A 26605-nucleotide genomic window follows, 5' to 3' on the forward strand; every position below is an offset into this window, starting at 1 on the left:
GGGCTGCACCCCTGAAAGCACCCCACGGAAAGCCTGTCATCATCGCCGACCCAGGATGGGGGTAAATCGGTGGAAGGGCGCTTGGGGTAACATCTAGGCGGAGTTTATGGAACCGGTCAGGGTTACCGACTTTGCTAAGGCCAAGCAGCGCGGGCACAAGCTGAAAATGCTCACCGCCTACGACTACCCTACCGCGCAGATCCTCGACGCGGCGGGCGTCGATGCGATCTTGGTGGGGGACTCGCTGGGGATGGTGGTGCTGGGGTACGAGGACACCACGCGGGTCACCCTCGAGGACGTGCTGCACCACACCAAGGCCGTGGCGCGAGGCGCCAGGCGGGCGCTGGTGATCGCCGACATGCCCTTTTTGAGCTATCACCTGGGGGTGTACGAGAGCGTGCGTGCGGCGGGCCGCCTGGTGCAGGAGGGCGGCTGCAAGGCGGTGAAGCTCGAAGGGGGGCTGGAGGTACTGGAGAGCGTGCGGGCCATCCGAGCGGCGGGGATTCCGGTGATGGGGCACCTGGGCTACACCCCCCAGTCGGTCCACGTCTTCGGGGGGCACCGCTCGCAGGGCCGGACCCTCGAGACCGCCCGCCGAATCGTGCAGGGCGCGTTGGCGCTGCAAGAAGCCGGGGTGTTCGCGCTGGTGCTGGAGTTGGTGCCCCACAGGCTCGCCACCTGGCTCAGCCGGCGGCTCGAGATCCCCACCATCGGAATCGGGTCGGGGCCGGGGTGCGACGGTCAGGTGCTGGTGACGCAGGACATGCTGGGGCTGTTCCCCGGATTCAACCCCCGGCACGTGCGCAAGTACCAGGATCTGCACGGGCTGTGCTCCGAGGCGGTGCGGCAGTACGTCCACGACGTCGATGTGGGGGCTTTCCCCACCGAGCAGCACTCCTTCAGCCAGGACGAGGCCGTGCTCGAGGCCCTGGAGACGGAGGTCTAAATGCGCCTGGTCCGAACCATCCCCGAGCTGCGCGAGGCCCTGGCCAAGGAGCGTCAGGCCGGGAGCATCGGCCTGGTGCCCACGATGGGCTATCTGCACCAGGGCCACCTCTCGCTGGTGGAGGCTTCGCGCGCGCAGAACCGCTTCACGGTCATGAGCATCTTCGTCAACCCCACGCAGTTCGGCCCCAGCGAGGACTTCGCCCGCTACCCGCGCGACCTGGAGCGCGACTGTGCCATGGCCGAAGCCGCCGGGGTAGACCTCTTGTTCCACCCCGAGGCCGCCGAGATGTACCCTGTGGGCTACCGAAGCTACGTCACGGTGGAGGGCCTCTCCGAGCGGCTGTGTGGCCGCTTCCGTCCGGGGCACTTCCGGGGCGTGGCCACGGTAGTGAGCAAGCTGTTCCACCTGGTGCAGCCCCAGCGGGCCTACTTCGGGCAGAAGGACGCCCAGCAGGTCGCCGTGCTGCGCAAGATGGTGCGCGACCTCAACTTCGACCTCGAGATCGTCGTCTGCCCCACCGTGCGCGAGCCCGACGGGCTGGCCCTGAGTTCGCGCAACGTGTACCTCAGCCCCGCCGAGCGCCAGGCCGCTACGGTGCTCTCGCGGGCTTTGTTCTGGGCCAAAGACCAGGTACAGGAGGGCGAGCGTGAGGCCGCGGTGCTGCTGGCCGGGATGCGACGGATGCTCGAGGCCGAGCCTTTGTGCCGCCTCGAATACCTCGAGATCGTCGATGCCGAGAACCTCGAGCCCCTCACCCACCTCGGCGGTGACGTGCTCATCGCCCTGGCGGCCCATTTCGGCAAGACCCGGCTGATCGATAACGTGCTACTCGAGGGAGTATGAGTGTGAGGGGGTCCTATGCTGCTGGCAATTGACATCGGCAACACCAACATCACGCTGGGCCTGTACCAGGGCGAGGAACTGGGGCCGCGCTGGCGCATCGCCACCGATCCCCAGCGGATGCCCGACGAGTACGGCATCAGCATAGTCAACCTGCTTTCCTTCAGCGGCTACTCGCCCGCCCAGGTGGACGCCGTGGTCATGGCCTCGGTGGTGCCGCCGCTGACGGGGACGCTGGTCCAGGCCGTGCAGAGCTACCTGGGGCAGAAGCCTTTGGTGGTGGACTCGAGCGTCCAGACCGGGGTGCGGGTGCGCTACGACGACCCCGCGCAAGTAGGCGCCGACCGCATCGTCGATGCCGCCGCGGTGCACAGGCTCTACGGCGGCCCGGCCTGCGTGGTGGACTTTGGCACCGCCACCACCTTCGACGCCATCACCGTCGAAGGGGATTACCTGGGAGGAGCCATCGCACCGGGGATCGGGATCGCTTCCGAAGCCCTGTTCCAGCGGGCCGCCAAGCTGCCCAAGGTCGAGTTGCAACGCCCCCCCGCGGCCATCGGGCGCAACACCGTGCACTCGATGCAGTCGGGGCTCCTGTTCGGCTACGTGGGCCTGGTCGAGGGCATGGTGGCCCGCTTCCGCGCCGAGCTCGGCCCGCAGATGAAGGTCATCGGGACCGGCGGCCTGGCGGAGCTCATCGCGCGGGAAACGCCGGTCATCGAGATCATCGCCCCCTGGCTGACCCTCGACGGTCTGCGCATCATCTGGGAGCTCAACCGGTGAACCCCCTGCAGGGCAAGCGCATCGTGCTGGGTGTCAGCGGCTCCGTCGCCGCCTACAAAGCCGCCGACCTTGCCAGCAAGCTCACCCAGGCCGGAGCCCTGGTGGACGTGATCCTGAGCGACGGGGCCGAGCGCTTCGTCACGGCGCTCTCCTTCGCCTCCCTCACCGGGCGCAAGGCCCACACCAGCCTGTGGGACAGCGACGCCCACGTGGTCCACGTCGGCCTGGGCGAGGGTGCCGACTTGCTGGTGATCGCCCCCTGCACCGCCAACACCCTGGCCAAACTGGCCACGGGTCAGGCCGACAACCTGCTCACCCTGACCGCGCTGGCCGCGCGCTGTCCCGTGCTGGTGGCCCCCGCCATGGACGGCGGCATGTTCGAGCACCCCGCCACCCAGGCCAACCTCCAGACTCTGCGTCAGCGGGGCGTGCAGATCCTGGGCCCGGCCCAGGGCCGCATGGCTTCGGGCCTGACGGGGCTGGGGCGGATGCTCGAGCCGGGCGAAATCCTGGGGCACGTCCGCCTGGCCTCGAGCCGAAACGGCCCCCTGGCCGGAAAGCACGTGGTGGTGAGTGCGGGCGGCACCCAAGAACCCCTCGACCCCGTGCGCTACCTCAGCAACCGCTCCTCGGGCAAGCAGGGCTTCGCCTTGGCCCAGGCTGCGCTGGATCTGGGAGCCAGGGTCAGCCTGGTGGTGGGGGCCACTGCCGCCCCTCTGAGCACCCCCACCGGGGCCGAGCGCACCGACATAGAGACCGCCGCCCAGATGGCCGAGGCCGTCCTGGAGCTCTCGCGCGTGGCCGACGTGCTGATCATGGCCGCCGCGGTGGCCGACTTCCGTCCCCGCCAGGTTCAGGCCCACAAGATCAAGAAGGGCGCTTTGCCCCGCATCGAACTCGAGCACACCCAGGACATCCTGCTGGCCGTGGCCGAGCAGCGCCGGCGGGTGGGCCGACCAGCGGTGGTGGTGGGTTTCGCCGCCGAGAGCGAGAAGCTGCTGGAAAACGCCCAGGACAAGCTCGAGCGCAAGGGCCTCTCCATGATCGTCGCCAACGACATCAGCGCCCGTGACGCCGGTTTTGCCGTGGACACCAACCGCGTCAGCTTGCTCTTACCCGGTGGGGTGGTCGAGCACCTGCCGCTCATGACGAAGAGCGAGGTCGCGGAAGCGGTCCTGGCACGGGTGGTCGGACTCCTCGCAGAAGTCGCTGGCAGCTAATACCGGATTCAAAAAGATAATCATCCGATCCTAAGAGCCCCGGAGGCTATCTTTTTGAATCCAGAGCACACCCCTCTCTGACGGTCGGCGAAGAAAGCGTATCCCTTCGGTCGGGTTGATCTGTCACCGTTCGGCGATGAACCAACCGAATCTGGTATAAGAACGACTCGTGGCCTGTGGCTAGTGGCATGTGGTTTGCCCCTCCCCGTCCCTCCCCGCGGTCGTGTAAGGAATTAAGTGTAGGGGTTTGTGTATGAATGGGGGTACCCAATGAGAAGGGAGGTACCCCATGGATCAGGATACCCTGCAGGCGATTTTGAGGGAAGCGGTGAAGGAAACGGCGACCGAGGTTTTGCAGATTCTACTGGATCGAGGAGCTCAAAGCCCGCAACATTGGCACTTCCGTTCACTTCATTCCCATTCACATTCACCCCTACTATCGCGACAAATATGGTTTCAAACCACAAGACTTTCCCGTGGCCTACGATAGCTATGAGCGGATGGTTAGTCTCCCGCTAAGCCCCCGCATGACCGACCAGGACGTGGCCGATGTAATCGAAGCAATCCTCGATCTGTCAGTTGTGCGGACTTGAAGGAACTATGCCTCCAGCAGGGTGGGGGCCTTGATAGAGCTTTCCGAGCACACCGATTTAATAAATGAGCAACACTTTTCTACCGAATTGAGAAAGGGTTGAAGTTTGTGCTGCGGTCATAATAGTCCTCCTGCTCGGCCCGCTTCAGAAAGCCCACCACCGTGTAGGTAAGCGGTGTGAACAGCACCTCGATGCCTACCTTAAATACGTAGTTGGATACGAACACCGTCCACAGCAGGCTGTTATCCCAGACACCATAAAAGGCAATCAGCAGAAAGAGGGCGGTGTCCAGCCCCTGCCCTACCAGCGTGGAACCAATGGTACGGAGGGCCAGCCAGCGCCCGTTGGTAGCCACTTTGAGCCTGGCTAGGATATAGCTGTTGACGAACTCACCCACAAAATAGGCCACCAGGCTGGCCAGCACGATGCGCGGCACCAGGCCCAGAATGGCCGCGAAAGCCTCGGCGGACTTCTGACTAAACTCGTCGGTGGGGGCGGGCAGGAGGTTGACCAGGCCCAGGGTGAGGGTGGAGAGCAGCAGCAAGAAAAACCCTGTCCAGATGACCCGACGGCTTTTTTTGTAGCCGTATACCTCGGTAAGCACGTCGCCAAAAATGTAGGCTAGCGGAAACAACAAAGTGCCGCCGTCGAAGGTGAAAGGGCCCAGAAGCACCACTTTGGTGGAGGCAATGTTGGAGATGATGAGCACCACCACAAAGAGAGCGGTGATGAGGTCAAGGTAACGATAGCTTTTCATAGGTTGCGCTGGTGATTGGTTGACCGGGTTTTGATTGCTTGGGGCATGCCTAAACGTCGAAAGTCTCAGGTCGCAGGCCAAAAGTCGGTTTGGGGTCTAAAGTAAAAAATGTCGAGGATTGAAGAGACTCATTTTAGCGCCCCAGGCTGTTAGCTGGAAGAGAGGGTTTTTCAGGATACAAATCGTCCGCCACAATAATCCGCACAGGCCTTTTCACGCAGCATTTTTCAGGCTTGAGAGGTGATAAAGGGCAGATTGCGGTCGAACTGGCCCCGGTCGAGGCCATAGCCGTAGACGAAGGCATCTTCGATCTCGAAGCCCAGGTAATGGATGGGGACTTCGATTTTGCGCCGTGAAGGTTTGGAAAGCAGCGCGGCGATTTTGAGCGAAGCTGGCTGGCGGGCTTCCAGCATGCGCAGGAGGTAGTTGATGGTGATGCCGGTGTCCACAATATCTTCAACGACGATTACCTGCCGTCCGGCAATGGGCATTCGTAAATCCTTCAAAAGCTCCACCTCGCCGCTGGTTTTCTCGGCGTTGCCGTAGGAGGAAACCGCCAAAAAGTCTATGGTAAGCGGCATATCTATGGCCCGCACCAGGTCGGCCATGAAGATAAAGGCCCCATTCAGCACACACACCAGATGGGGCTCCTGTCCTGCGTAATCACGTTTTATCTGTGCGCCCAGCTCGCGTATGCGAGCGACGATCTGGGCCTCGCTGAGTTGTACCTTGCCGTTTCCGGGTTGAAAGACGCTCACTGCTAGATTCTACGGTACTCTTTTGGGCTCGTACATCGGCCTGGGGTGATTTGGCCGGTTTAGGCTTGGACGCACTCCGGCTGGAAATGTCCTTGCGTTTACCAGGGGATGGGGCTTGACTGCTAAGTGCAGCAGGTTTTTGGCGCTGGGCCCGGGCTGGCTTGCGTAACCTTGGCAGTCCAGCGTTGGTGTACAGCAACTTGATTTCCTCCTGGCTAAGGTAGCGCCACTGACCAACCTCGAGCTCACCCAGTTCTATGGGCCCCACCGCCAGCCGCACCAGTCGCTCGACCGGGTAGCCCACCTTCCGGAGCATACGCCGTACCTCGCGTTTGCGCCCTTCGGTCAGGGTGAGTTTGACGCCATCCTTGACCGGTTGGGCCGTGAGGGCCCTGGCCGGCCCATCCCCCAGTACCACCCCCTGGGTAAGTTGTTGACAGGCTTCTTTGCTCACCCTACCGCCCTTGCACCAGGCCCGATAAAGCTTGGGCACCTGGTTGCTGGGATGGGTCAGGAGCTGGGTGAGGTGGCCGTCGGTGGTAAGCAGCAGCAAGCCTTCGGTGTCTTTGTCGAGCCGCCCCACCGAGTGCAGGCCCGGGTGCCTGGGCACCAGCTCGTAGACCAGTTTTTCAGCGTGTTCGTCTTCGTGGGTGGTGGTGTAGCCCTTGGGTTTGTGCAGCGCAATGACCACCTTTTTTTGAGGCATCCGCACCCGCTCCCCATCCAGCCGCACGATGTCGCCGGTCTGCACGATGGCTCCAATTTCTGCAACCTGATTGTTGATGGATACACGTCCGGCCCGAATCAAGTCCTCCGCTTTGCGGCGGCTGGCAATGCCTGCGCGGGCCAGGAACTGCTGAAGGCGCATAACTCCTATACTAACGCAAGAATGGTTGGGTATAGGTCGAGCAGACCCCGCCGGGTGCGTCCCAAAATCAACCAATGAACCCAGACGGTCAATCCCCCTTGGGGTGCTGCACAAAGCTCTATCCAAGCCCCCGTAGGGGTACTCGGTCTGCGCCGGAAGGTCAGTGCCGCTATGGTGATCGGCATCCAGAGGGGTTTCACGGCGAGTTGGGGTTGTTGAGGCTGGTTGAAACAGGGACACACCCGACCCCGCCCCTTTCGCAGGATGTTGTTTTTCAGGAGCTGCGGGAGTGTGGGTCGTTTGGAAGCAATGTGGGCTGGAGGAATACCGTCGCATCTTCCTGGTACATTCCGCCCTCGAGGTCGGTGAAACAAGAATCAGCCGGGCGCGACTTCCGCTAAAGAGGGGACTTTTTCTGAAACCGGGGCCTGCGCTTTTCCCGAAGTGACGTCAGCCCCTCTTTGGCATCGGGGCCCAAAAAGCCCATAAACTCCAGCGCCAGCGAGGTGTCGAAGTTGGGCCCCATCATGCGGAGCCAGTTGTTGAGGGCATACTTGGTGAAGCGAATGGCGGTGGGGGAGCCCTGGGTGAGCCGCTGGGCAATCTGGAGCGCTTCGGCATAGACCGCGCCATCCTCCACACACCGGGACACCAGTCCAATCCGCTCGGCTTCCTCTCCCGAGAGGGGCTCGTTGAGCAAAAGGTAATACTTGGCCTTGCTGAGCCCGCACAGCAAAGGCCAGACCATTACCGAGTGGTCACCTGCCGCCACCCCCAGCCGCACATGTCCATCCACAATGCGGGCGGTTTTGCCTGCCACGCTAATGTCGGCCAGCAGCGCCACGGCCAGCCCGGCCCCCACCGCAGGGCCTTCGATGGCCGCCACGATGGGCTTTGAGCAGTTCACCACTCCGTATACCAGGTCGCGGGCTTCCTTCCAGACCCGCAGCAGGGCCTCGTAATCGTGGATCATCTCCTCGATCATCTCGAAGTCGCCGCCGCTGCTGAAGGCCCCACCCTCGCCCCGCACCAGCACCGCACCGATATTTTCATCGGCATCTATGTCCCGCCAGACATAGGCCAGCTCGCGGTGCATCTGGCTGTCGGCAGCATTCAGGCGGCCTGGATTGGAAAGGATGACCTCCTGCACCCCTTCACTGGGCTGGTCAAACTTCAAACGCTGGTAACGCTGTTGCCAGTTCATGCCAGCAGTTTACGCAATTGGCTGAAAGCCGAAAGCGGAAGGCTCAAGGCTGAAAGCCAATACCAACTTTGCCTGAAGAGTAATTTTTGAGAGGCATTCCTATACCCCCTCATCCGGCGACACCCCAGACGCAGTTGATAACGTCTCTGGCGCTATTTTCCTGTTTTGCTGACAGGGTGTCGCCACCTTCTTCCGCAAGGGGAGAAGAAAAGGGGTTCTGGTGGAGATATAACGCCTCCAATCCACAAGCCACTCGCCACAAGCTACAAGCTATAGCATGCTGCTTTCGGCCTTCGGTTTTGGGCTATGGGCGCCTTGCTGAGCCTACCCCATTGGCGGGTTTCTTTGTAGAATCCGCTGGCATGGCCCTATTTGCCGTGAACAAACCATTGGGCCGTACCTCGCACGACGTGGTAGACATGGCCCGCAAACTGCTGGGCACGCGCCGGGTAGGCCACACCGGCACCCTTGACCCATTGGCCACCGGGGTCTTGATCCTGGCCTCGGATGTTTCGACCAAACTGGTACCATTCTTGTCTGCAGAAGAAAAGGAATACCTTGCCTGGGTTTCCTTTGGGGCGACCACCGAGACCCTGGATGCAGAGGGGCCGATTGTAGAAGAAACGCCCCGGCGCCCCACCCAGCGCGAGATTGAAGCGGTTCTGCCTGCATTTTTGACCATGATGGAGCAGACGCCCCCGGCTTACTCGGCGGTGAAGGTGGGGGGGGTCAAGGCCTACGAGGCGGCGCGTAAAGGACAGACGCTAAAGCTCGAGGCCCGCCCGGTCAAGTATCACGAGGTGACCCTGCTGGCTTACGACCCGGCCCCCATCGCCTACCGCATTGCCCACTCGGCAGCGGGCTGGCAGCTATCGGAGCGGGGCCGCCAGGTGGAGTTACCCAGGCCCCTGGGCGACTACCCGACGGCGGTGATTCGTTTGGTGGTGGGGCCCGGAACCTATGTGCGCTCTTTTGCTCGAGACCTGGGCGAACAACTGGGCAGTAAAGCCTTTTTATCGGGTCTGGTGCGAACCAGGGTGGGCAAGATTGGCCTCGAGCAGGCCCAGGAAATCGAACACCTGGATATCAGAAAAACCCTGGATGAGCTCGAGGCCCTCTCCTGCCCCAGTGTCGAACTCTCCCATGCCGAGGCCAAGCGGGTGATGGAGGGTGTACCGCTGCCCATCCCGGCCAAGGGACTGGTGGCCCTGGTTGGCCCCAAGCGCCGCCTGGTGGCCATGGCCGAGGGGGATGGCTTCAAGCTGCGCATCAAGCGGGTGTTCAAGGAGTAGGCAGCCGATCTTCCTATACCCTGGACACTCGACCCTCTAGAGCCTTCACTCCACCTCGAAGGTTTCCTTGATGATGGGCTGGGATAAGACCACCGAGGTGCGGGTGCTGCCGTAGAAGCCAAGCTGCTGGATGAGTTCTTGCAGGTGCTCCACGGATGGCGTCATGACCTTGGCCACAAAAGACGATTCGCCGGTCACAAAATAGCATTCACGCACCGCAGGGGTGGTACGGGCAAACTCGAGCATCTGCTGGTAGCGTCCCGGCGGGGTAGCCACCTCGATCAGGGCGGTGATGGTGTACCCCAGTGCGCCTGGGTTGATCCGCGCTCCATAGCCCGCAATGATGCCGGCATCTTCCAGACGGCGCACCCGCTCGGTGACGGCAGGGGTCGAGAGCCCCACCCGTCGGCCCAGCTCCCGGTAGGAGAGCCGACCGTCCTTTTGCAATTCGTTCAGGATGGCGATGTTGGCCTTATCAAGCAGTTTGGAAGCCACTCTTGTCATTATGCCTTAAGTTTGTAAAACACAAAGCCTTTTTGTCTGTAAGAAATCGCTTTTATGTGCTCCAAAAAGCCTCTATTCTTGGGGAAAAACAGGAGGTAGCTATGGTGATTGGTGTACCCAAGGAGATCAAGACCCTCGAGAACCGTGTGGCCCTCACGCCAGGAGGTGTAACCAGCCTGGTACGGCGGGGCCACAAGGTACTGGTGCAGCAGAGTGCCGGGGTGGGCTCGGGGATATCCGATGCCGAGTATCAAAAAGCCGGGGCCGAAATTGTGAGCGCTTCGGAGGCCTGGGCCGCCGATCTGGTGGTCAAGGTCAAGGAACCCATAGCCGAAGAGTATAAGTACCTGCGCAAGGGGCTCATTCTCTTCACCTATTTGCACTTAGCCGCCGATGAGCCGCTCACCAAGGCTTTGCTCGAGGGGGGAACTACCGGCATCGCCTATGAAACGGTGCAGCTCGAGGATGGCTCCCTGCCCTTGCTGCTGCCCATGAGCGAGGTGGCCGGGCGCATGGCCCCGCAGGTGGGCGCTGCCGCCCTGGAGAAACCCCACGGGGGGCGTGGGGTGCTTTTGGGTGGGGTGCCAGGGGTGGCGCCTGCGAGTGTGGTGATTATCGGGGGAGGCATCGTGGGCACCAACGCCGCCAAAATTGCCCTGGGTATGGGCGCTCAGGTGACCATCCTGGACGTGAGCAAAGCCCGGATGCAGTACCTGGACGATGTGTTTGGCGGGCGGGTCATTACCCTTTCTTCTACCGAGGCCAATATCGCTGCCTCCATCCGGCACGCCGACCTGTTGATTGGGGCGGTGCTGATCCCTGGGGCCAAGGCCCCCAAACTGGTCACCCGCGAGATGCTATCCACCATGAAAGAAGCCTCGGTGATAGTGGATGTGGCGGTAGATCAGGGCGGTTGTGTGGAGACCATTCACCCCACCACCCACGCCGACCCCACCTATGTGGTGGACGGGGTGGTGCACTACGGCGTGGCCAACATGCCGGGGGCGGTGCCGCGCACCTCTACCTTTGCCCTCACCAACCAGACCCTGCCCTACCTGCTCAAACTGGCCGAGAAGGGGCTGGATGCCCTCCAAGACGACCCCGCCCTGATGCTGGGCCTCAATACCCACCAGGGTAAGCTGACCTGCCTGGGGGTAGCGCAGGCCTTCGGGCTGCCCTACACCGAGCCCAGGGCAGCTCTGTAACAGCTTTGGGGCGTGGTTTGTAAATACGCTTCAGGGTATAGGGCCCTTAATAAAACGCGCCCCTGTACCCGCCTTAACCCGGAACATCCCGGGCGCTTGCTGTACCCTGGAGGGGAAGCCTATGCGCTGGCGAGGGTGGTTTCTAGTGTGGGTGCTGGCGGGCCTGGGCCCGCCCGCCCTGGCGCAGGGTGTGCCCTGGCTGCCCGGTGAACGCCTGGTTTACAACGTAACCTGGCAGGGGCTCGGGGTGGGGCGGCTCTATCTCAGCGCCGATCCCATCGAGGGGGGCTGGCGCTTTCGCCTGAAACTCGAGACCACCGGGCTCGCGCAGGCGGTAGGCTATGGCCTCGAGTCGGAGAGCCAGGTCGGTTACGACCTTTTTACAGACCGCTTCTGGCAAATCCTGACCGAGCCCCTCAAGGGCACCACCCGGCTCTATTTCGAGCGCCAGGAGAACAACGGCTCCCGGGCCAGGGTGGTCTATCCTGACGGTAAGCAGTCAGGCTGGAGTAGCGCCAGCGACGAGGTGATGGATCAGGTCTCGCTCATTTACTACCTGCGGGTTCGTCCCGAAACCCGCCTGATTCGTGCGGTGGACTACCCCAAACTGACCGAGGGCCGACTGGAGGTTTTGCCCGGCAGCAATGGCCTGCTGGGCTACCGCTTTGCCCGCGAAGACCTGCTGGTAGAGGTCTGGTATCGCCAGGATGCCCGCCGTACCCCGGTTCGCATCATCTTTGGACGCGACTTTGGCCGACTGGAGGCTACCCTGGTCGAAAATTCCAATGGGCGCTAGGCCCACAAAAGGCTCTCATCTGAGCTTTGTGAAAGCTTGGAAACTGGGTTGGGGTGCGTTATAGTTGCGCCATAGGTATCCAAGCAACCCCAGCGCAACGACGATGAGTCCAGGGCGATGTGTGGGGTTGAACCAATCTGGAGGCTTATCTTGAAAGGGAACATAACCGTAACCGAGAGTGCGCTGGCGGCCATCCTGGGTCTGGCCGCGCACGAAGTACCGGGGGTGATTGGGATGAGCCCTGCCGGTATCCGCGAATCCATCAGCCGTATCCTGGGCCGGAGCGAGGCCAGCGAAGGGGTGGTGGTTAAGCCCGACCCGAATGCTCCCGGCAAATACCAGGCCGACCTGTATGTGGTGGTGGCTTTTGGTGCGCGCATCCCCACGGTGGTGGATAGCATTGGGGAGCGGGTGAACTGGGCTGCCAAAAGCCTGGCGGGAGTCGAGCTTTCTACCGTGCGGATTCACGTGGTGGGGGTGAGCCGTGGCTGAGGCTCTTTCGCCTGCTGAACTTGCCAGGGCCTTCCGCTATGCGACCGATTGGTTTGCGGTCTATGTCGAGGAGACCAACGCCCTGAACGTGTACCCGGTGCCGGATGGCGATACCGGCACCAACATGCACCTTACGCTGCAATCGGTTCGGCGGGAGCTGGATCTGGCCGACACCAGCAAGATGAGCGATGTGGCGCGGGCCATCAGCTATGGCTCGCTGCTGGGTGCGCGGGGAAACTCGGGGGTGATTACCTCGCAAATCCTCAAGGGTTTTGCCGAGACCATCAAAGAAGCCAGTGCGGTTTCGCCCGAGCTGCTGGCCAGGGCCCTCGAGGAGGGCTCCCGCATGGGCTACAAGGCGGTGATGAAGCCCGTAGAGGGCACCATCCTGACGGTCTCGCGGGGGGTGGCCGAGGGGGCCCGCCAGGCAGTGGAGGAAGGCGCTACGAGCCTCGAGGCGGTTCTCCAGGGGGCTTTGCAGCGTGGCCGCGAGGCCTCCGACCGCACCCCCGAGCTGCTGCCGGTGCTCAAGCAGGCCGGGGTGGTGGATGCAGGCGGTGTGGGTTTGTTGCGGTTTGTGGAGGGCCTCGAGGGCTACCTCAAGGGCCTGCCCTTGCCCGAACCGCCCAAAATCGAGAGGTATGCTCAGACCGCCTTCGAGGAGGAGGCGTTCGGCTACTGCACCGAGTTTCTAATGGAAGGGGTGGCCGAGCCGGTGGAGAAAATCCGCGAGGCGGTCTCGTCCTTTGGCGACTCCTTGCTGGTGGTCGGGGCCGAGGGCTACGTCAAGGGCCACATCCACACCAACGACCCCGACGGCCTGCTGGCCAGCGTGGCCCGCTACGGCAAGATGGTGCGTACCAAGGTCGAGGACATGTCGCAGCAGCACACCGAGATCCTCTCCATGGCCGGGGCCGCCGACGAGCCCCCCCCGCCTACGGGCCTGGTGGTGGTGGCCAACGGCTGGGGGCTGGTCAAGGCTTTCCGGGGCTTCGGGGCCCGCGTCGTGGCGGGCGGCCAGACCGCCAACCCCAGCGTGCAGGACATCCTGGACGCCATCAAGAGCCTCCCCAACCCCGAGGTGATTGTGCTGCCCAACAACGGCAACGTGATTATGTCGGCCCAGCAGGCGGCAGGCCTGGCCGAGGGCAAGACCGTACACGTGATCCCGACCCGTACCATGGGCCAGGGACTGGCCGCCAGCGTGCTCTATCAGGCCGAGCTGCCCTCGAGCGAACTCCTGCCCGAGATGGAAGAAGCCTCCAGGAGGGCGGTCACCCTGGAGGTCACCCGGGCCAGCCGCAGCGTGGAGATTGGCGGGGTGAGCGTGACCGAGGGCCAGCCCATCGGCCTGCGCGACGACAAACTGGCCCTGGCCGCCAACACCCCCGAGGAGGCCCTGTTCAACATGATTCAACTGGCCTCCCAGGAAGGCGACTACGAAATACTGACCATTTTCCATGGCCCCACGGTTACAAAAGACACCCTCGACACCCTGGCGGCCCGGATTGCCCAGGCCATGCCCGACCTCAGCCTTGAGATTCACCCCGGCGGCCCAGACCTCTACGATTACCTTGCTGTGCTGGAATAACTCGAGCCTCGTAACCTGAACCCGGTCGATTGTTCAAATCCGGCAGCGTGTTTCGCCCCGGCGTTACTTTTGTGCGCCGCGGGCGTAATGCAATTTTCTGCTTATTTCCCGAATAAAGCCCGTTCTGGGCGGAATAAATTCGGTATACCGCTTCACAAAATATGTCAGGGAGCCGTCATGGCCGAGATGAGAAATCTCAAGAAACCCTTTAGGTTGGACTCATAAAGTGAAACTGCGAGAAAATCCCGTCTGGCAAGCAAAAGCGAAAAAAAGTTGGTCTGATGCCAATCCAACCCCCCAAATAAATGAGAGGCGTGACGCCGATTTCTAAGGGAACCTGAGAACTGCCCCCCTACCCTCGAGGAGGTATGGAACGATTATTCCGCCTCCGCATTCCGAGTCTGATCCTGCTATTGGCAGTGTTGGGATTGGGCTGGGCCCAGGCCCCCCGGGTGATGACCCTCAAGGCCACGGCCTACACCTCCTCGGTGCGGGAGACCGACAGCACCCCCTTCATCACCGCTACCGGGGCCCGCACCCGCATCGGCATCATTGCGGTGAGCCGGGACATGCTCCGAGAGCTGCCCTACGGCTCTAAGGTGATGCTCGAGGATCTGGGCACCCCGGCAGGGGTGGGCAAGGGGCGCTTCAACTACCTCTTCAAAGGTCGGGTTTTTGTCGTAGAGGACACCATGCACCCCCGTAAGCGAGAGCGGCTGGACGTGTGGTTGCCGGATCGCAGCACCGCCATCCGCTTTGGGGTGCGCAACGTCCGGGTGACGGTGATCCAGCGAGGCCGGGGGTAGAGTAGTCTGGTGTCAAGGGGCCAGAGCCCAGGGCCAAGAATCACTGGGCTCGTGACTCTAGCGGCTCCTATGCGATGTGTGGGGTCGCAGTTTATTAGGGTACAACGCGCAAAAAGTGAAGTCCGCTCGAGTGGCTGTTAGGATTTCACGAATGCAGCATGGTGCAGTGTAGGCCCTTGACCCTTAACCCTTGACCCTATGCGCTTTGTCTGGTTTCTTGCCCTGCGCCAACTCCGCTACCGCCGCACCCAGAGCCTCATCACACTCCTGGGGGTGGCGGTGGGGATTATGGTGCTCACCACCGCCCTTTCTCTGACCAACGGCTTTATCAAGGGGCTGGTCGAGGCCACCCTCAAGGCGGTGCCTCACCTCTACTTGCAGAGCCTGAACCCCGAGAATAGCCCCGCTCCGTCGGCCAACCCGGAGGTCATCGGGCAAGCACCGGTCTTGCTAACCAAAGCCCTGCTGACCCGCCGGGCCGAGGCAGGCCGCACGGCCGGGGCCGACTTCGCCACCCTGATTGGGCTGGGGGAGGGCGGGCAGGCCGTCTACCCCGACCTCGACCTGTCCCGGCTCAAAGACGGCGGCATCGTTCTGGGCAGTGCGCTGGCCCGCAGCCTGGGCGCCTATCCGGGCGACAGGCTGTTTCTGGTCTCGATCAACCAGAAGCGAATTCAGCTCGAGGTGGTGAGCACCTTCCAGACCGGCAACTATCTGCTCGACGCCGGGTTTGCCTTCACCACCCTGGCCGATACCCGCGAACTCATGGAGCAGCCCAACGCGCTTTCGGGCTATCAGCTTCGCCTGCGCAACCCCGACAAAGCCCCCGAGGTGGGCCTGGCCCTGGCGGGGCGGGCCTACTTCCCCCAGACCTGGCAGTCCAGCAACCGCACCCTTATAGAGCAACTGGCCCTGCAAAAGCGGGTGATCGGGATTGTGGTCTTTTTGATTGTGGTGGTGGCGGCGCTGGGCATGGCCAGCGTGCTGGTGCTCACGGTGATCGAAAAAACCCCCGACATCGCCCTGTTGCGGGTGATGGGGGCGCGGGGAACCCAGGTGGCCGGGGTGTTTGCCCTGCAGGGCCTTATTCTGGGCGCGCTGGGCATTCTGATGGGCAACCTGCTGGGCTGGGGCCTGTCCAGCTATTTCCAGTGGCGCCCGGTGGAAATCCCCGGCGAGCTGTACTTCCTGACCCGCCTGCCGGTGGACATCAAGCCCTCCGACTTTGTGTGGGTCTCAGGCTTTAGCCTGCTGGTGGTGATGCTGGCCTCGCTCCTGCCCCTCTGGCGGGCTTTGCGGATTAAGCCGGGGGAGGTGTTGCGCTAAGTGCCTCCCGCCTATGTTTTGGATAATGGCACGATCGAAAATCATTCGGGTATTGCGCCCGGAGCATGATTTTCTAGCGCAGCCTGGATTCATCTCAAAACCTTATACGGGCGCAACTTAAACCCAGCTCACCGCCCCGAAGGTGTCCTCGCGCCGGGGGCTGGTGGAGAACATCACCACCGGGGTCTGGGTGTAGTCTTCAATCAGGTCGATGAAGCGCTTGACGCTGGCGGGCAGCTGCTCGCGGCTCCCAATGCCCGAGAGGTCGCCCCAGCCGGGGATTTCTTCATACCTCACACTGCCATCCGCAAGGTGCTCGACGCCCACCTTCACGGTGGGGAAGCCCGAGAGCACGTCCAGCTTGGTGATCACCAGCCCGTCGAAGCCGTTGACCTCGCAGGCGTACTTGAGCAGCACCAGGTCGAGCCAGCCGGTGCGCCTTGCCCGCCCGGTGGTCACCCCAAACTCGCCCCCTTTCTGCCTTAAGAACTCGTCTTCTTCGCCGTGGAGCTCGGTGGGGAAGGGGCCGTTGCCCACCCGGGTCGCGTAGGCTTTGGCTACCCCATAGACCTTGTTGATGGCCTTGTGGTTCACCCCGGTGCCCACGATGATGCCCCCCACGGTGGGGTGCGAGCTGGTCACGTAGGGATAGTCGCCGTAGTTGAGGTCGAGTAAAGTGGCCTGGGCCCCCTCGAAGAGCACCTTTTTGCCGTGCTGAATGGCTTCGCGCAGCAGGCGCCCGGTGTCGGCGATGTGGGGGGCCAGAATCTCGCGCATCTGGCCGAGGTCGGCCAGGGCTTTGGCGGGGGTGTCCCAGCCCGCCTCTTTGGTCGAGTTGGGTTTTTCGGTGAGCAGGGTCTCGACCCGTTCTTTCAGCACGGTTTCGTGGAGCAAATCCCCCGCCCGGATGCCCACCCGGCGCGCTCGGTCGGAGTAGGCCGGCCCGATGCCCCGTTTGGTGGTGCCCACGAAATTGTTGCGGGCCTCCACGTGCTTGTGGTGGGGGAGTACCAGATGGGCCTTGTCCGAGACCAGTACTTTGGGCTCTAAGCCCTGGGCGCGGATATTTTGCATCTCCTCGGCGAAGCGGAAGGCGTCTATGACCATGCCGTCGCCCAGGATGTTGGTGGCCTGGGGGTGGATGACCCCGGTGGGAAGGAGGTTCAGCTTGAAGGTTTTGCCCTGGGCCACCACGGTATGGCCGGCGTTGGCCCCCCCCTGGTAGCGCACCACAAAGTCGGCATTCTCTGCGAGGGCATCGGTCACCTTGCCCTTTCCTTCGTCGCCCCACTGGGCTCCAATGATGGCAATTCCTGGCACGAGATATAGCCTAAAGCCAAAGGCCGAAAGCGCAAAGCCCAACTCCAGGGTGCGTAAAAAAATACGCCCCAGGAGGCAGGCTCCTGGGACATGGGTGGGCTCGAGCTTGGCTTAGCGGGGGTTTAGCACCACCCGGCAACCGCTCTGGCCCCGGCTGCCCTGCTGGCCCTGGCTGTAGAGGTTGGCCTCGCCGCGCAGCACCCCGTCTACGGCATTCTGGAACTGGTCGTCTAGCAGGCAGGAGATGAGGGCTTGTCCCACGGAAACATCCAGGCGCAGGGTGCGGCCCACATAGTACAGGCGCATGGCCCAGTCGGTAGGGAGCGCCTCGCCGCTGCGGTTTTCTACTATCCGGGCAGTGCCCGAGAACCCGTCGCTCTCGGCCTTGCTCAGGGTGAGGTTCCAGGCCACGTTGAAGGCCTCGAGGCGCCAGGTCTGGCCTGCTACCGGCTCCTTGCGGGCTTCTTTGAGCCAGACGGGAGCGCCGGCGCTACCCGATGTGCCGACGGCGGCGCTGCCCAGTGTAGCCGAGCAGGGGACTCCGGCCAGGGCGACCGTGCCCTTGCCGTCGGGTTGGATGAGGCAGGTAAAGGGAGAGGCGAAGCTCGAGGCCGTGCTGGGCGCTTTGAAGTCGAAAACCAGCACGTTTTTGTAGTTGGTGCCGGGCAGGGTGTCGGCAAAGTAGGCCACCTGGGCGGCCCGGGTGTCCACCCCCTGGGCCTGGGCCTCGAAGATGCCGTTCTGGGCTGAACCCAGGCGCACGTTCCAGGCAAAGCGCTGGCCCTGCACCTCGAAGGTAAAGTTCCAGACCTGGCCGGTCTCGAGCCGGGGAGGCCAGGAGGTTTGGGCAAAGGCTGCGCTGAACATCGCCAGAAGAATCAAAGCTTTAATGGGCCACATACCTACCGATTGTCCTATGGCAGAGCTCTCTTGCCGTGTTTATCCATCACAGCACAGACGGAAGATAAGAGGGGAGCGTGCCTTGAGGAGTTGCCGATTCCGCAGAACCCAGTTTCGCTAACGGCACATACCCCCCCCAAGAACGGGGGTGTGACCTGGGTTGTGCATTTTGAACACGGGATTCCCTTTCACCGTGTTACTCTGCATGAGAGGTTTAACGAAGGAGTTCACGCTTGAGAAAGGGAGGTAACGAGCAAAAGACGCAGTTCGGTGGCTATCATCACCGGGCTACGTCTATTTCCCGGCAGGGGTTGTGGAAGCAATCCCGTGCGGAATCGGCCCTGGTGGTATACCCCAATGCACTCATCGCACTCCGCAAATATCGCGGAAATTGCCGGCAAGGGATTCGCACCGGGACTTTAGCCACGCCCCAAGGGGATTTGCAAGGAGTGTAGGCATGAATAAAGCTGGAGGACCAATCCAACTCAAACTATGGGGCCCAGCCCGGCTGGAGTATCAAGGACGCGAGTTAAAGCTCCAGCGCAAGGGTCTGGCCATTCTGTATTACCTGGCCCTGGAAGGAGCCACCCGACGCGAGGTGCTGGCCGACCTGCTCTGGGGTCATTCCGCTGCCTCGCAGAATTTGCGGGTGGAGTTGCACCGCCTGAGCCAGGCCCTGGCCCCCCTGGGCTATACCCTGTTCAAAGCAGGCGAGGATCCCCTGCAACTTCCGCCTTTTGTCACCCTGGATCGCACCCCTTCACCAGGAGCGCCTATGGAAGGGTTGGAGGAGCTCTCGGTGGAGTTTAGAGCCTGGCTCGAGGGCCAGCGTTCGCAGCTTATGGCCAATAGCTCGGGTACCGTCGGACGCGAACGCCTGGTGCAGGAGGTGGCTTCACAACTGACCCTGCCTGCGGTGCTGATCCTGATGGGCCGGCCCGGCTCGGGGCGCACGGCTTTTGCCCAGGCCCTGGCCAAAGCCCTGGGGATGCCTTTCCTGGAAGGCCCCCGAGGGGGTGGCAAGGCGCTGCACTACCTGCGCCCGCCCTACACCGATGTCTCCATGGAGCGCATCCTTACCGACCGCGATGGACTGTGGGTGGTGGAGCGCTCCTCCTACGGGGAAGACCCCAGGCTGATCCTGGAGTTGCGCAGCCACTATCCCGCCGAGCGCACCCGCTACATCACCCTGCCGCCCTTGTCGTGGGCCGAGGCCCGCGCCTCGATGCTTGCCAACCTGCCCTTTGCACAGGCGGCTCGGCTCTTCCTGGCCTCGGGTGGCTCGCCCGGCCACCTGCGCGAACTGCTGGCAGTGCCCCATAACGGCACCGAGGTGCCCCTGCCCCAACGGGTACGGGCCCAGGTGCAGCTCGAGGCCCGTATGCTCTCGCTGGAGGCCCGCCTGGCCCTCGAGCGCCTCTCGGTGCACCCCGGCCCCTATAGCCAGGGCTTGCTGGATGCGCTGGAGGCCACGCCCTATCTGGACGAGCTCGAGCGCCGGGGCTGGCTGGTCTATGTTGGGCAGTGGCAGTTCTCCGACGACGCCAGCCGCCGGGTTCTGTACCTGGGGTTGCAACCGGGCCGCCGCCAGCAATACCACCGCCAGGCGGCTCTGCAATGCGCCATGGAAGAACAGCGTATGGCCGAGGCCTACCACCGCCTGATGGCCGGTGACACCGCCGACTGGGGCACCTTTGTGAATACCCTGCCGGGCTGGACCCGCTACGGCCTCAAGGCCTGGCTGGGCATGAACGAAACCCTGCCGATGAGCCCAAATACCAGTGAGATGGCCCGGGGTAGTGAGCTGGCGCTGTTGGAAGAAGCCCGTTTTGGACAGGGCTTTGAAGTAGATGGCCGCCATGTGCGCTGGGTACGCACCCCTTCCCAGGCCACCACTTCGGGCATCATGTGGGCCAGCCACGATGAAGCTTCCCTGCTGCACCTCAAGGGCCATGCCTACGTGGAAAACCCCCTGGGGGTAGGTATCTCGGGCCGTGCTGCGCCCCTCATGCTGGAGATCCAGGAGCCCCGCGAGGCAAGGGTGATTTTCTTACCGGGCATCCAGGCTGGCGCCCTGGCCGACAACGCCCTGCTGCTGCCGCTACAAGAAGAACTCGATATCTGGTTCCGGGTGCCGGCGGGGGCCAGCATCCGCCTTACCAGCAGCGCCGAAAGCTGCCTGATTGATTTAGAGGCCTCCTCCTATCGGATAGCCCCGGCAGCCCAGGCCCAGTCTGCGCCGAAAGTAGAGGTGTTCGAATTTTTTCGTAGCGCGGTAGAAGCCGCGAGGAAATACTGAATCCTCCACGAAAACCGGGGCGTGGAGCCCCGGTTTGATTGGGTTGGATGGTTCGTCACAGATAGATCGTACCAGCGTTATGCCTGGTAGCTGCCTGCCTGAAGGCCCGCTTGCTCGAGCCAGCTCTTGAGCTTGGCAATGGAGAAACGGCTCATCGAGGCGGCGTGGTTGCCATAAACCAGGGTAGGAACGCTGCGCTTGCCGTTATTCACCTTCATTACCAGCTCGGCAGCGCTCGAGTCCTGTTCGATGTCCACTTCGGTATAGGGCAGGCCGAGGCTTGCGAGGGCTTGTTTGGTGGCACGGCAGTCGGGGCACCAGGAGGTGGTGTACATGATAATCATAGCCAGCCAGGAGTGTACGCGGCCCGGGGGCAAAACTGTGTGCTTCTGACAACGCTGGCTAGGCTTCGCCAACCTCGAGGGCCGCCGTCAGGGCCGCACCCAGCAGCCCGGCCTCGCTCCCCAGCTTGGCCAGGTGGATGGGCGGGGTGATCCAGTTCTCCATGTAGCGGTGGTACGAGCGCATCACTTCGTCCAGATAAGCCGGGCCCGCGTTGAGCGCGACCCCGCCCCCCAGCACCACCACCTCGGGGTCGTAGCACTTCACCAACGAAGCCAGGGCAATGCCCACCCAGCTTGCGGCCTGCAAGACAATCCGGCTGGCCCTGGGGTCGCCTTGCTGGAACAGGGCAAAGAGCTCGCGGGTGCCCATCTCGCGCTTGAAAGAGGCCAGGGCCATGCGCTCCATGGCCGGGCCCGTAGCCAGCGCCTCCAAGCAGCCATCCAGCCCGCAGCCGCACAGGGGGCCGCCCGGCTGCATGGTGATGTGCCCAATCTCGCCCCCCTGACCATTCACGCCCCGCAGCACCCGGTTCCCCCACACAAAACCGCCGCCCACCCCGGTCGAAACCGTCATGAAAAGGCTGCTCTCGGCGCCCTGGGCTGCGCCCAACTTGTGCTCGGCCAGTGCCGCGGCGTTGGCGTCGTTTTCCATGTAGACCTTGTAGCCGGTGGCCTCCTCCAAGAGCTCCACAATGGGAAAGTCGGTGAAGTTGGCGATGTTGGGGGCAAACTTGATACGGCCTCGTTTGAAGTCCAGCGGCCCCGGGGTGCCCAGGCCAATGGCCTTGACGCCAATACCTGCGGCCTCTATGGCTGATAAAGCGGCCTGGGCCATGGCGGCAATAACCGCTCTGCCGCCCTCCTCGGGGGTAGGCACCGTGACCCTGGCCCGAATAACGCCCTCGCTCAGCACCCCCGCCATAATTTTGGTTCCGCCCAGGTCTATCCCCACTACGCTCATGATGGCTCTCCTTGGTGATCGCGCTCCATGATCAGCACGGCTTCTTCGTGCAGCGCCTGGGGCACCCAGAGGCTCACATCGCCGGTGTAGGTGCCCATGTAGGCTTCGGGCAGGCCAAAGCTGGTAAAGGGGGTCTCGAGGTAAACCGGAATACGGCTTTGTTCCAGCCGAGCCCGGATGCCCTCGGCAATAACCCTGGGTGCTGAAAGGAGCAGTTCATACGGTATTTCCCCGATCAAGCGATGGGAGGGGTGCTGGCCCTGACTTTCGTCACCCCGGACGTGATGATCGTTCATTGGCTAACAGCATAACAGCCTGGAGGAAAGAAGGACTCACGATGCCAAGTGTCCAGCGGGCCTTTTGGCCCGGTAGCCGTTGCACATTACCCAAGATTTACAAACCGGCCCGCTAAGCTAATGGGCAGTAGCTATGCTGGCCCAGGTACGAACCTACAGTCTATTTGGCCTCGAGGCCCAGCCCATCACGGTCGAGGTGGACGTTTCGCCAGGAATGCCCTTCTACGCGGTGGTAGGCTTGCCCGACAAGGCCGTAGAGGAGTCGCGCGAGCGCGTGCGAGCCGCCCTCAAGAACGCCGGCTTTCCCTACCCCCAGGGGCGGGTGGTGATCAACCTGGCCCCGGCAGAGTTGCGCAAGGAAGGGACCCATTACGACCTGCCCATTGCCCTGGGGCTGCTCTGTGCCCAGGGAACCCTTCCCCCCGAAGCCCTGCAAGGGTTTGCGGCGGCGGGCGAGCTGGGCCTGGACGCGGAACTCCGCCCGGTTCCGGGAGCGGTCAACCTGGCCCTGGGGGCCCTTCAAGAGGGCTACAAGCTCCTGATGCCCCTGGCTTCCGCCGAAGAGGCCGCCCTGATTGAAGGGGTGCAGGTGTTTGGGGCGGCGCATCTGGCGCAGCTGGTGCGGTTCTTGTTGGGGGCTGAAGAGCTGCCCACCGCCCGTGCTGGCCAGGTTGTGCAAAGCCTGGATGCCTCCCTCGACCTGCTCGATGTCAAGGGCCAGGCCAAGGCCAAGCGGGCCCTGGAAATCGCCGCCGCCGGAGGGCACCACCTTTTGATGAGCGGCAGCCCCGGCTCGGGCAAGACCATGCTGGCCAAGCGCCTGCCGGGTTTGTTGCCGCCTTTGAGCCCAGAGGAGGCGCTCGAGGTCACCCGCATTCACTCCGCCGCCGGGCGGCTCATGAAGGGCCTCCTCAAAACGGCCCCCTTTCGCAGCCCCCACCACACCGTCTCGGATGCCGGGTTGATCGGCGGTGGTACCATCCCCAAGCCGGGCGAAATTTCCCTGGCCCACCGGGGGGTATTGTTTCTGGACGAGTTTCCCGAGTTTTCCCGCGATGCCCTGGAAGTGCTGCGCCAACCCCTGGAAGATGGCGTGGTCACCATCTCGAGGGCCCGGGCCAGCTTCACCTACCCGGCCCGGTTTCTCCTGGTAGCTGCTATGAACCCCTGCATCTGCGGCTGGTTCGGCGACCCGGAAAAACCCTGTAGCTGTACCCCTACCCAGCGCACCCGCTACGTAGGCCGCATCTCCGGCCCCCTGCTGGATCGCTTCGACCTGGTGGTGGAGGTGCCAAGGCTTACCCCGGAGGAGCTAGCCCGCGCTCCTGAGGGCGAACCCACCGCCGTGGTGCGGGAACGGGTGCTGGCGGCCCGGGAGCGGATGCAGTCCCGCCAGGGCAAACTGAACAGCGAACTCTTTGGCCGCACCCTGCGCCAGCACACCGCACTCTCACACGCTTCCGAGGCCCTGCTGCAAGCCGCCACCCAGCGCCTGGCCCTCACCGCCCGCAGTTACGACCGCATCCTGCGGGTGGCGCGTACCATCGCCGACCTCGCGGGGGCGGAGCACATCCAGGAAGCCCACCTGGCCGAGGCGCTGACGTATCGAAGGAGTCTGGGGTAACCTGCCTGAGCTAAACTCATGCCATGGACGCCCTGGCCCTGTACCGGCAGGGCCGCTACCCAGAAGCCCTCTCCCTGGCCCAACTTCAGGGGGAGGCCAAGACTGCTGCGCTGGCCCTGCTGGCCCAGGGAAACGCAGCAGAGGCCCAGCGCCTGCTGGAGGCCTGGCAACCCCAGGGCCTGGAGGATCAGGCCGAGCGCCTCGCCCTCCTGGGTTTCGCGGCCTATCGTCAGGGCGATTCGCAGGCCTACCGCCGCCTGGCCCTGGCCGCGGCCCAGACCGCCCAGACCCCCCTGACCCTCTACCACCTGGGCCTCTCGCTCCCGCCCAGGGACGGCCTCCTGGCCCTGCAGGAAGCCCTGCACCGCCTGCAAGCCCAGGCCGCCCCCCCGGTGGAGCAGGCCCGCCTGGCCTTCGCCCTGGCCCGTACCCTTAGGCGGCTGGGCCGCTTTCCTGAGGCCCTGGCCTACGCCAGCCTGGCCGTCCTGCAAGACCCCCAGCCCCACTACCGGCTGGAAGAGCTCACCCTGCTGGCCTACACCGGGGAGGAACCCCTGCCCCGCCTGGAGAAGGCCCTGCCCCCTTTCCTGGCCCACCCCGCCCCCCCGGTGCGCTACTACGCGCTGTGGCTCTCGCTGCTGCTGCAGGGCATGCAGGGCCCGCCCGACCCCGGCCTCCTTCCAACCCTCCTCGATCAGACCCCCAGCCCCCACCAACCCTACGACCTGCCCTTGCTGGTGCTGCTCTTCAAAGACCACCCGTTCCGGCAACCCCTCCTCTCCCGCCTGCTGCGGGCGGCTAGGGCCCAGCCCTCCAGAGAACCCCTGCCCCAGGCCCTGCTGCTCCTCGCTGAGGGGCTCTACCGCTACCCCCAGCTCGAGGCCCGCCCCCTGCTGGAGGAGAGCCTCCCCGCCCTGGAAGCCGAGTGGGCCGAGGAGGCCCTGCGGGCGGTGGCCCACCTCAGCGCCCTGGAGGGCCAGCCCCTTCCCGAGCCCTACCGCAGCATGGCCTGCTCCCTGCGCCCCGAGGCCAGAGCCCTCTTCCTGCCGGCGGAGCTCCCCTCGCTCACCCTGACCACCCCCTACCTGCAGGCCCTGGGAAAGGCCCAGCTCCAGGGCTTCCCCAACCTGCGGCCCCGCAGCCTCGAACTCCTCACCCTGCTCCTGGCCCATCCCGAGGGCATCACGGGCGAGGCCCTGGCCCAGGAACTCTACCCCGAGCCCAACCCGATGGCCCTCAAGACCGAGATCTGCCGCCTGCGCCAGCAGGGGTTCGAGATTCAAAGCCGCCCCTACCGGCTCCTCACCCCCATCGAGGCCGACTTCCTGAGGCTCCAAGAAGCCCTACAGCAAAACCAGCTTTACCCAGCCCTGGCCCTCTACCAGGGCCCCCTCCTGCCCAAAAGCCAGGCTCCGGGCCTCGAGGTGTTGCGAAACCGGATCGAGGAGCAGCTCAAACGGCGGGTGCTCGACCACCCTGACCCCGAACCCCTCTACCGGCTGGCCCAGAAACTCCCAGATGACCTCACCCTCTGGGAAGCCCTGCTCCAGCGCCTGCCCGCGCAAGACCCCCGCTACCCGGCGGTGCTGGCCTGGGCGAGAAGGCTCAGCGCCCAGTATCGCTAGGCCCGCCTGAGCGCACCGATTCTGGGGGGATGCAGTCGGGGCGGGCGCAGGCGTAGGCCGCATCCCGGAAAGCCAGAGCCAGCAGAACCAAAAGGGCCAGCAACAATACTCCCTTGCGCATACCTCCACCCTACCCAACCCCAGGTAACCTAATCGGTCAGAAGGTAACCAAAATGAGTTAAGAAGGTAACCATTCTGAGAGGGGGTTTGGTTACCTGGGGGGTGCTATAAAAAATGACGATTACAGCCGCAAAACATTTTGTTTCCTGGGAGGTGATCGAAATGGAGAAGACCATCCAGCTCAAGCTAAAAGCCCCTCGCTTGCTTAAATTTGTGTCGGAAGGTCATCACAAAAAGGTTTCAAGGCCTTACGCTGATTCGCTGAGCAACCTTGGCGAGGCTTCCTCTGGCAAACCTGTGGTAGGATTTTTTGGCTACAGCTATACGGTGTCCTACTCATGGGTTAGCCAGGGGTCTGCGCTTGACCCAGCCTCTTCTCGTGTTTCTTTGGTGAGTTGCCCTTGCGGGGCGGGGATTTAGTCGGATCTACCTTTCAGTGCTTTGTTGCGGCTGTAATCCCAAAATTGCAGGGAGGGTTTGATGGGAGGCGAATTGAAGGTCAAACTCGAACAATCCTTGGCGCCTGTCTTTGGTTTGCCCAACCCCCTTTTTGTGACGGATTCTTCAGATCTTGTGACTTGGCTAAGGGGCTCACAACTTAGGAGCTTACCTTTTAGATGATGTCGCAGGCCTCCCTAAGCGCCGACGTAAAAATGTGGTTCTTTTGCCTACCACAAGGGATGGGCTCTCTTTTTTTCGGCTCGAGCGCTTTTTTAAAGGAAGCCGGGTGCTAATCGTACCCTTGGTCGCCTTTGACCCCTCTTTGGAGGCGTCCATCTATACGACCAATCTGCTGGCTTCTTCGGATTTCACTCAAGCTACCAAGGACAATGCCAGGTGGGTTTCTATATTGGAGGATGGCGAAGCCCAACGCCTCGTATTCAAGGGGCCATGCGGTGAACTAGAGGTAATCCTGAAGGAGAGGCTAGACCTTATGCTCCCCCGTACGAAAGAAGGCTTGCTGCCAGGAGAGTGGGAAGCGATAGGCATGTTCTTTGAAATAGCTAATCACTGGTGCTAGTCACAAAACGATGTCAGCTATACACAGGTCTGGGGAAGCAGCGATGAGGTTCAGGGCGATGATGAGGTAAGCCCACCAAGCGGTAAAGCCAAGTTCAGTACGGTGATGGCG

The 26605-nt window shown here is 62.9% G+C and carries 25 protein-coding genes; 14 read left to right on the forward strand and 11 right to left on the reverse strand.

What is annotated here, in order from left to right:
* Positions 1-106 precede the first annotated feature (106 nt).
* From panB to coaBC, 4 genes are read left to right on the forward strand one after another with little or no spacing between them, the layout of a single operon-like run.
* A complete protein-coding gene (gene panB, locus J3L12_RS02185) occupies positions 107-946 on the forward strand; it encodes a 3-methyl-2-oxobutanoate hydroxymethyltransferase (protein WP_208013397.1) in 840 nt (279 codons plus the stop codon).
* On the forward strand, positions 947-1792 hold the full coding sequence (gene panC / locus J3L12_RS02190; protein WP_208013398.1) for a pantoate--beta-alanine ligase: 846 nt from the start codon (positions 947-949) through the stop codon (positions 1790-1792). It abuts the gene before it with no gap.
* A gap of 15 nt (positions 1793-1807) precedes the next feature.
* Entirely contained in the window at positions 1808-2572 is a 765-nt protein-coding gene (locus tag J3L12_RS02195; protein ID WP_208013399.1) for a type III pantothenate kinase, read from the forward strand.
* Complete coding sequence (gene coaBC, locus J3L12_RS02200) at positions 2569-3792, forward strand: bifunctional phosphopantothenoylcysteine decarboxylase/phosphopantothenate--cysteine ligase CoaBC (RefSeq protein WP_119276065.1); 1224 nt, start codon at positions 2569-2571, stop codon at positions 3790-3792. Before J3L12_RS02195 ends, coaBC begins: the two co-directional genes overlap by 4 nt.
* 672 nt (positions 3793-4464) lie before the next feature.
* Here the strand turns inward: coaBC and J3L12_RS02210 are convergent.
* The 4 genes from J3L12_RS02210 to J3L12_RS02225 form a co-directional block, all read right to left on the reverse strand.
* Positions 4465-5142 (reverse strand): queuosine precursor transporter, encoded by a 678-nt coding sequence (locus J3L12_RS02210; protein ID WP_208013400.1) that lies wholly within the window; start codon positions 5140-5142, stop codon positions 4465-4467.
* Between the two features lie 227 nt (positions 5143-5369).
* Positions 5370-5900: a hypoxanthine phosphoribosyltransferase gene (gene hpt, locus J3L12_RS02215; protein WP_208013401.1), complete on the reverse strand. Its 531-nt coding sequence runs from the start codon at positions 5898-5900 to the stop codon at positions 5370-5372.
* Entirely contained in the window at positions 5806-6768 is a 963-nt protein-coding gene (locus tag J3L12_RS02220; RefSeq protein WP_208013402.1) for a pseudouridine synthase, read from the reverse strand. Before J3L12_RS02220 ends, hpt begins: the two co-directional genes overlap by 95 nt.
* Before the next feature lie 397 nt (positions 6769-7165).
* Positions 7166-7972, reverse strand: coding sequence for an enoyl-CoA hydratase/isomerase family protein (locus J3L12_RS02225; RefSeq protein WP_208013403.1), 807 nt, complete (start codon positions 7970-7972; stop codon positions 7166-7168).
* A gap of 362 nt (positions 7973-8334) precedes the next feature.
* Between J3L12_RS02225 and truB the strand changes: the two genes are divergently transcribed.
* Entirely contained in the window at positions 8335-9264 is a 930-nt protein-coding gene (gene truB / locus J3L12_RS02230; RefSeq protein ID WP_208013404.1) for a tRNA pseudouridine(55) synthase TruB, read from the forward strand.
* A 45-nt stretch (positions 9265-9309) separates the two neighbouring features.
* On the opposite strand, the gene J3L12_RS02235 is transcribed toward truB, so the two are convergent.
* A complete protein-coding gene (locus tag J3L12_RS02235) occupies positions 9310-9768 on the reverse strand; it encodes an Lrp/AsnC family transcriptional regulator (RefSeq protein WP_208013405.1) in 459 nt (152 codons plus the stop codon).
* A 101-nt stretch (positions 9769-9869) separates the two neighbouring features.
* On the opposite strand from J3L12_RS02235, the gene ald reads away from it, so the two are divergent.
* From ald to J3L12_RS02265, 6 genes are all read left to right on the forward strand, one after another.
* Complete coding sequence (ald, locus tag J3L12_RS02240) at positions 9870-10973, forward strand: alanine dehydrogenase (RefSeq protein WP_208013406.1); 1104 nt, start codon at positions 9870-9872, stop codon at positions 10971-10973.
* A 121-nt stretch (positions 10974-11094) separates the two neighbouring features.
* The gene (locus J3L12_RS02245; RefSeq protein ID WP_208013407.1) at positions 11095-11769 is read left to right on the forward strand and encodes a DUF3108 domain-containing protein; all 675 of its coding nucleotides are present in this window, start codon (positions 11095-11097) and stop codon (positions 11767-11769) included.
* Positions 11770-11919: 150 nt separating this feature from the next.
* Positions 11920-12261, forward strand: coding sequence for an Asp23/Gls24 family envelope stress response protein (locus J3L12_RS02250; protein WP_208013408.1), 342 nt, complete (start codon positions 11920-11922; stop codon positions 12259-12261).
* Positions 12254-13852 carry a DAK2 domain-containing protein gene (locus J3L12_RS02255; protein WP_208013409.1) on the forward strand — a complete coding sequence of 533 codons (1599 nt, stop codon included), beginning with the start codon at positions 12254-12256 and terminating at the stop codon, positions 13850-13852. Before J3L12_RS02250 ends, J3L12_RS02255 begins: the two co-directional genes overlap by 8 nt.
* A gap of 368 nt (positions 13853-14220) precedes the next feature.
* Complete coding sequence (locus J3L12_RS02260) at positions 14221-14658, forward strand: 3D domain-containing protein (protein ID WP_208013410.1); 438 nt, start codon at positions 14221-14223, stop codon at positions 14656-14658.
* A gap of 198 nt (positions 14659-14856) precedes the next feature.
* Positions 14857-15984, forward strand: a complete 1128-nt coding sequence (locus tag J3L12_RS02265; protein ID WP_208013411.1) for an ABC transporter permease — start codon at positions 14857-14859, stop codon at positions 15982-15984.
* A 117-nt stretch (positions 15985-16101) separates the two neighbouring features.
* Here the strand turns inward: J3L12_RS02265 and J3L12_RS02270 are convergent, their stop codons facing one another.
* On the reverse strand, positions 16102-17304 hold the full coding sequence (locus tag J3L12_RS02270) for an adenylosuccinate synthase (protein ID WP_208013412.1): 1203 nt from the start codon (positions 17302-17304) through the stop codon (positions 16102-16104).
* Between the two features lie 111 nt (positions 17305-17415).
* The gene (locus J3L12_RS02275; RefSeq protein WP_208013413.1) at positions 17416-18204 is read right to left on the reverse strand and encodes a hypothetical protein; all 789 of its coding nucleotides are present in this window, start codon (positions 18202-18204) and stop codon (positions 17416-17418) included.
* Between the two features lie 457 nt (positions 18205-18661).
* Between J3L12_RS02275 and J3L12_RS02285 the strand changes: the two genes are divergently transcribed.
* Positions 18662-20503, forward strand: coding sequence for a transcriptional regulator (locus tag J3L12_RS02285; protein WP_243454832.1), 1842 nt, complete (start codon positions 18662-18664; stop codon positions 20501-20503).
* 77 nt (positions 20504-20580) lie between these two features.
* Here J3L12_RS02285 and J3L12_RS02290 read toward each other — a convergent pair whose 3' ends face one another.
* Genes J3L12_RS02290 through J3L12_RS02300 form a run of 3 tightly spaced genes read right to left on the reverse strand, consistent with a single transcriptional unit; the run spans position 20581 to position 22104 of the window.
* Positions 20581-20847 (reverse strand): glutaredoxin family protein, encoded by a 267-nt coding sequence (locus tag J3L12_RS02290; RefSeq protein ID WP_208013414.1) that lies wholly within the window; start codon positions 20845-20847, stop codon positions 20581-20583.
* A 58-nt stretch (positions 20848-20905) separates the two neighbouring features.
* Positions 20906-21808 (reverse strand): ROK family protein, encoded by a 903-nt coding sequence (locus J3L12_RS02295; protein WP_208013415.1) that lies wholly within the window; start codon positions 21806-21808, stop codon positions 20906-20908.
* Positions 21805-22104 (reverse strand): hypothetical protein, encoded by a 300-nt coding sequence (locus J3L12_RS02300; protein ID WP_208013416.1) that lies wholly within the window; start codon positions 22102-22104, stop codon positions 21805-21807. The genes J3L12_RS02295 and J3L12_RS02300 overlap by 4 nt, the downstream gene beginning before the upstream one ends.
* A 133-nt stretch (positions 22105-22237) precedes the next feature.
* Between J3L12_RS02300 and J3L12_RS02305 the strand changes: the two genes are divergently transcribed.
* Together J3L12_RS02305 and J3L12_RS02310 are read left to right on the forward strand one after the other, a co-directional pair.
* Positions 22238-23728: a YifB family Mg chelatase-like AAA ATPase gene (locus J3L12_RS02305; RefSeq protein WP_208013417.1), complete on the forward strand. Its 1491-nt coding sequence runs from the start codon at positions 22238-22240 to the stop codon at positions 23726-23728.
* A gap of 23 nt (positions 23729-23751) precedes the next feature.
* The gene (locus tag J3L12_RS02310) at positions 23752-25353 is read left to right on the forward strand and encodes a hypothetical protein (protein ID WP_243454833.1); all 1602 of its coding nucleotides are present in this window, start codon (positions 23752-23754) and stop codon (positions 25351-25353) included.
* Here J3L12_RS02310 and J3L12_RS02315 read toward each other — a convergent pair.
* A complete protein-coding gene (locus tag J3L12_RS02315) occupies positions 25334-25474 on the reverse strand; it encodes a hypothetical protein (RefSeq protein ID WP_208013418.1) in 141 nt (46 codons plus the stop codon). The genes J3L12_RS02310 and J3L12_RS02315 overlap by 20 nt on opposite strands.
* Positions 25475-26605: the final 1131 nt, after the last annotated feature.

Source organism: Meiothermus sp. CFH 77666, from assembly GCF_017497985.1.
Lineage (GTDB): Bacteria > Deinococcota > Deinococci > Deinococcales > Thermaceae > Meiothermus.

What these genes read in the sequence shown, in the direction of transcription:
- panB (WP_208013397.1), top strand. Translation starts at nt 107, where the DNA reads ATGGAACCGGTCAGGGTTACCGACTTTGCTAAGGCCAAGCAGCGCGGG.
- panC (WP_208013398.1), top strand. Translation starts at nt 947, where the DNA reads ATGCGCCTGGTCCGAACCATCCCCGAGCTGCGCGAGGCCCTGGCCAAG.
- J3L12_RS02195 (WP_208013399.1), top strand. Translation starts at nt 1,808, where the DNA reads ATGCTGCTGGCAATTGACATCGGCAACACCAACATCACGCTGGGCCTG.
- J3L12_RS02210 (WP_208013400.1), bottom strand. Translation starts at nt 5,142, where the DNA reads ATGAAAAGCTATCGTTACCTTGACCTCATCACCGCTCTCTTTGTGGTG.
- J3L12_RS02220 (WP_208013402.1), bottom strand. Translation starts at nt 6,768, where the DNA reads ATGCGCCTTCAGCAGTTCCTGGCCCGCGCAGGCATTGCCAGCCGCCGC.
- J3L12_RS02225 (WP_208013403.1), bottom strand. Translation starts at nt 7,972, where the DNA reads ATGAACTGGCAACAGCGTTACCAGCGTTTGAAGTTTGACCAGCCCAGT.
- truB (WP_208013404.1), top strand. Translation starts at nt 8,335, where the DNA reads ATGGCCCTATTTGCCGTGAACAAACCATTGGGCCGTACCTCGCACGAC.
- J3L12_RS02235 (WP_208013405.1), bottom strand. Translation starts at nt 9,768, where the DNA reads ATGACAAGAGTGGCTTCCAAACTGCTTGATAAGGCCAACATCGCCATC.
- ald (WP_208013406.1), top strand. Translation starts at nt 9,870, where the DNA reads ATGGTGATTGGTGTACCCAAGGAGATCAAGACCCTCGAGAACCGTGTG.
- J3L12_RS02245 (WP_208013407.1), top strand. Translation starts at nt 11,095, where the DNA reads ATGCGCTGGCGAGGGTGGTTTCTAGTGTGGGTGCTGGCGGGCCTGGGC.
- J3L12_RS02260 (WP_208013410.1), top strand. Translation starts at nt 14,221, where the DNA reads ATGGAACGATTATTCCGCCTCCGCATTCCGAGTCTGATCCTGCTATTG.
- J3L12_RS02265 (WP_208013411.1), top strand. Translation starts at nt 14,857, where the DNA reads ATGCGCTTTGTCTGGTTTCTTGCCCTGCGCCAACTCCGCTACCGCCGC.
- J3L12_RS02275 (WP_208013413.1), bottom strand. Translation starts at nt 18,204, where the DNA reads ATGTGGCCCATTAAAGCTTTGATTCTTCTGGCGATGTTCAGCGCAGCC.
- J3L12_RS02285 (WP_243454832.1), top strand. Translation starts at nt 18,662, where the DNA reads ATGAATAAAGCTGGAGGACCAATCCAACTCAAACTATGGGGCCCAGCC.
- J3L12_RS02290 (WP_208013414.1), bottom strand. Translation starts at nt 20,847, where the DNA reads ATGATTATCATGTACACCACCTCCTGGTGCCCCGACTGCCGTGCCACC.
- J3L12_RS02295 (WP_208013415.1), bottom strand. Translation starts at nt 21,808, where the DNA reads ATGAGCGTAGTGGGGATAGACCTGGGCGGAACCAAAATTATGGCGGGG.
- J3L12_RS02300 (WP_208013416.1), bottom strand. Translation starts at nt 22,104, where the DNA reads ATGAACGATCATCACGTCCGGGGTGACGAAAGTCAGGGCCAGCACCCC.
- J3L12_RS02305 (WP_208013417.1), top strand. Translation starts at nt 22,238, where the DNA reads ATGCTGGCCCAGGTACGAACCTACAGTCTATTTGGCCTCGAGGCCCAG.
- J3L12_RS02310 (WP_243454833.1), top strand. Translation starts at nt 23,752, where the DNA reads ATGGACGCCCTGGCCCTGTACCGGCAGGGCCGCTACCCAGAAGCCCTC.
- J3L12_RS02315 (WP_208013418.1), bottom strand. Translation starts at nt 25,474, where the DNA reads ATGCGCAAGGGAGTATTGTTGCTGGCCCTTTTGGTTCTGCTGGCTCTG.